4 protein-coding genes are annotated in these 3694 nt (G+C 72.3%); 1 reads left to right on the top strand and 3 read right to left on the bottom strand.

What is annotated here, in order from left to right:
* Positions 1 to 111: 111 nt before the first annotated feature.
* Entirely contained in the window at positions 112 to 675 is a 564-nt protein-coding gene (locus tag G3I65_RS54510; protein ID WP_160704306.1) for an ABATE domain-containing protein, read from the bottom strand.
* Positions 676 to 757: 82 nt separating this feature from the next.
* On the opposite strand from G3I65_RS54510, the gene G3I65_RS54505 reads away from it, so the two are divergent.
* Entirely contained in the window at positions 758 to 1942 is a 1185-nt protein-coding gene (locus G3I65_RS54505; protein WP_160704304.1) for an epoxide hydrolase family protein, read from the top strand.
* On the opposite strand, the gene G3I65_RS54500 is transcribed toward G3I65_RS54505, so the two are convergent.
* Together G3I65_RS54500 and G3I65_RS54495 are read right to left on the bottom strand one after the other, a co-directional pair.
* Positions 1887 to 2906, bottom strand: a complete 1020-nt coding sequence (locus G3I65_RS54500; protein ID WP_160704302.1) for a hypothetical protein — start codon at positions 2904 to 2906, stop codon at positions 1887 to 1889. The genes G3I65_RS54505 and G3I65_RS54500 overlap by 56 nt on opposite strands.
* Before the next feature lie 72 nt (positions 2907 to 2978).
* A partial coding sequence (locus G3I65_RS54495; protein WP_160704300.1) for a TetR/AcrR family transcriptional regulator occupies positions 2979 to 3694 on the bottom strand: 716 nt, incomplete at its 5' end.

Raw genomic sequence — 3694 nt, 5'->3', positions numbered from 1 at the left:
GCCGCATCGCCGAAGGGCTCCGCGCCGACCTCCTGCTCGTCGACGGCGACCCGACGGCGGACATCGGCGCCACGCTCGACACCCGCGCGATCTGGCGGCGGGGCAGCCGGCTCAAGGACTGACGGCGTTCTTGCGCTGGAACCGCGCTTTCTTGTGCCGGTTCCCGCAGGTGCCCATGTCGCACCACCGGCGGGTGCGGCTCTGGCTGGTGTCGAAGAACGCGGCCTGGCAGGTCGGCGACGCGCACAGCGCCAGCTTGCCGTCGCGTTCGCCCGAGAGGATGTCGATCGCGTCGGCCGCGATCACGCCGAGCGCGTCTTCCAGGGCCGAGTCCGGGCCGAGCCGCCATCGTCGCTTGCCTTCGGGCGTCAGGACGGCGGCGGCCCGGCCCTGGGCACTGCGGTCGTTGATGACGCGGACCGCCGCGGCGGGGAGCGCTTCGCCGGTCGCGGCCGCCGTCGCGGCGGCGTGGATCGACTCCCGCAGCTCCCGGGCGAGGGCGAGCTGGGCGTCGGTGCACGAGCCGACGTCGAGGCCGCTCACGACCAGCCAGTCGACGAGCCGCTGCGGCACGGGGATGCGCTCCAGTGCGTCGCCGCGGCGCTCGGTCAACGTCGCCGTGAAGCTGGTCGCGAGCACGCTACCGAGGCGGAAGTCGGGGAATCCGGCAGGCATGGAACCAGCTTAGCCGGTTGCCCGTGGGCGTGCCGTCATGTTAGAACCGTCTAAGCCGGTTCTTCGATGGCAGGAGGTTCCCATGTCCGTGCACCCGTTCGAAGCCCACACGCCCGACGCCGAACTCGACGAGCTGCGCGCGCGGCTCGCCGCCGCCCGGCTGCCGGAAGCCGAGACGGCCGAGCGACGCTGGGGGCAGGGCGTTCCGCTCGCCGACCTCGTCGACGTCGTGGAGTACTGGCGCACCGGGTACGACTGGCGGTCGTTCGAGCGCAGGCTCGGCGACATCGGCCAGTTCCGCACGACCATCGACGGGCTGGGCATCCACTTCCTGCACCGCCGGTCCACGCGACCGGACGCCACTCCCCTGCTCCTGACGCACGGCTGGCCGGGCAGCGTCGCCGAATTCGTCGACGTGATCGACGAGCTGGCGGACCCGGGAAGTGCCGGGGCACCCGCGTTCCACGTCGTCGCCCCGTCGCTGCCGGGCTTCGGCTACAGCGACAAGCCGGCCAAAACCGGCTGGGGCACCGAAAAGATCGCGGCAGCGTGGGTCGAGCTGATGAGCAGGCTCGGCTACGAGAAGTTCGCCGCCCACGGCGGCGACTGGGGCGGCAACATCACCACGGTCCTCGGCGGCCGGTTCCCGGAGCACGTCCTCGGCATCCACACGACGTTCGCGGAAGGCCCGCCCGGGCTGTCCACGGACGGGCTGACGGCGACCGAGCGCGAGTGGGCCGAGGAAACCCGCCACTTCTGGCGCCACCGCGCGGCGTACGCGAAGCAGCAGGCGACCCGGCCGCAGACCATCGGCTATTCGCTCGTCGACTCACCAGTCGGGCTGCTCGCCTGGATCCTCGACAAGTTCGCCGAATGGTCGGACACCGAAGACAGCCCGTTCGAAACCATTTCCCGCGACCGCGTCCTCGACGACGTCACCCTGTACTGGCTGACGCGGACCGGCGCGTCGGCGGCCCGCATCTACTACGAAAGCCACAATTCCCTGGATCCCGAGCTGCGGGTCGACGTCCCAGCGGCGATCACCATCTACCCGCGGGACATCGAGAAGTACCCGCGCCCCTGGGCGCAGGAGCGCTACCGGCGGATCGTGCGGTGGAACGCGCCCGAGAAGGGCGGGCACTTCCCGTCGCTGGAAGTGCCCGGGTACTTCGTCGACGACCTGCGGGAAGGGCTCGCGGCCGTGCTGGCCGTCAGCAGCCCCGGTGGTACGCCACGGCCCGCGGCAGACCGGTGCCCGGCCAGTTGATCGTCGCCGCCAGCGTGCCGTCGTCGGTGAGGCCGGCGGGCCGCGGTGCCGCGTTGAAGTCCGGGTCGCCTGCCAGGTCGGCGGTGGGTTCGCCGTTCTCCCAGACCCGCAGTTCGTAGTTCTCCGGGCCGAACGTGTGGGCCACGCCGGCCATCGTCGTGCCGGCGTCGAGGAACAGCGTGTCGGCGGCTTCGGTGGTCGTGTGCACGACGTGGCCGTCCAGGTCGGCCTCGATGGCGACCATCGTCAGCTCGGGCGTGACGACCGACGCGGCGATCCGGCCGCCGTGGAACGCTTCCAGCAGCACGGATCCGCCGGGGTACAGCGGCGGGAGCTGCCGGTACCCACCGTCGGCGGCGCGGACGAACACCTCGCCCGAGCGCTCGCCGACGTCGGTGTAGAGCAGGACGCGGCCCTGCTCGTCGACGTCGACCGGGTAGGTGTCGTAGAGGTGCTGCGGATCCGGGTTCAGGACCTCGGCCGTGCCCGGCCGCGCGGCGGCCCAGAGCACCGGGTGGACGTTGCCGAACTCACCGTAGGCGACGCCGATGATGTCCCCGGCGTTGTTGATGTGCGTGGCCTTGGCGGACCGGAACCCTTGCGGCATGGGCAGGTTCACGTTCTGGCCGCCGCGGTACACGACGGGTTTCGAGGCCCACCAGTCCCCGGTTCCGCCGTCCCCCACGACGTCGCCGGCGGAGTTGATGTCGCGCACCTCGGCCAGGTGGAACGACGAAACGAGCTGACCGTCGTGCCACCGCACCTCCGAATACGCGTTGTCGCCGCGCACGGCTCCGGCGAACCAGCCGCCTTCCGCCGCCGCGTAGACCTCGCTGCTGGTGTACGGCGCGGGCAGCGCCAGCGATGTCATCGCCCAGGTGCAGCCCGCCGCGGCCGCGGGCGACAGCCCCGGCAGGCAGGCTGCGGCGAGCAGTGCCACCAGTGTGAGAGTGCGCTTGACCATGGTTCCCCCCTGGGACGTTCGGCCGACACCGGCACCACGCCCGGCGGCCCCGGGAGGTTTAGCTGGTGCCGTTCACAGCCCCAGCGCGCTCATGAACAACGCGGCGACGGCGGCCCGGTGCTCGGGGGAATCGGCCCACCGCAGGCGGCGGCCGGCCTCGACCACCACGCCGAAGCCGGCGTGCACCAGCACTCGTGCCTGGCGCGCGTCGAGGTCGGGGCGGGCCTGGCGCAGGTGCTGCTCCCAGACCGCGATGTGCTCGCGTTGCGCAGCCACCAAAGGACGGCGCAGGGCATCGGGCAGGCCGACGATCTCGGCGTCGGCCACGCTGGTGAGCGAGTGGTGCTCGAAGCTGTACGCCACGTAGGTCGCCGTCAGCGCGGTCAGGGCGGCGTGCGCGCCGCTCACCCCGCGCAGGTTGTGTTCGACCGCCTGAGCCAGCAGGCCGGCCGCCTGCAGGCAGGCCGCCGCCAGGATGTCGGCCTTGCCCGGGAAGTAGCGGTAGAGCCCGGACGGCACTAGCCCCACCGCTTCGGCGATCATCCCGTTGGTGACGGCGGCGAACCCGGCCCGTTCGAACAGCGGGATGGCGGCCGCGAGGATCTCCGACCGCCGGGTGCGGGGCAGGGGTACGGCGGGCAGTTCGACGAGCGGCCCGTCCCCGGGCGCCCGCCGGGTGTCGGTCGCGGCGACGCGCAGCGCGGCGGCCAGCAAGAGGTCTTCGACGCGCCGCCGGGCGAACGCGTTGTGGTGCATGGTGATCGAGCCGATCGCGCCCAGCGCCGCCA

Source organism: Amycolatopsis sp. SID8362, assembly GCF_010550475.1.
Classification (GTDB): domain Bacteria; phylum Actinomycetota; class Actinomycetes; order Mycobacteriales; family Pseudonocardiaceae; genus Amycolatopsis; species Amycolatopsis eburnea.
Note: the sequence above shows the minus strand (reverse complement) of the source record. Positions and strands in the feature narration are given on the sequence as shown.

What these genes read in the sequence shown, in the direction of transcription:
- G3I65_RS54510 (WP_160704306.1), bottom strand. Translation starts at nt 675, where the DNA reads ATGCCTGCCGGATTCCCCGACTTCCGCCTCGGTAGCGTGCTCGCGACC.
- G3I65_RS54505 (WP_160704304.1), top strand. Translation starts at nt 758, where the DNA reads ATGTCCGTGCACCCGTTCGAAGCCCACACGCCCGACGCCGAACTCGAC.
- G3I65_RS54500 (WP_160704302.1), bottom strand. Translation starts at nt 2,906, where the DNA reads ATGGTCAAGCGCACTCTCACACTGGTGGCACTGCTCGCCGCAGCCTGC.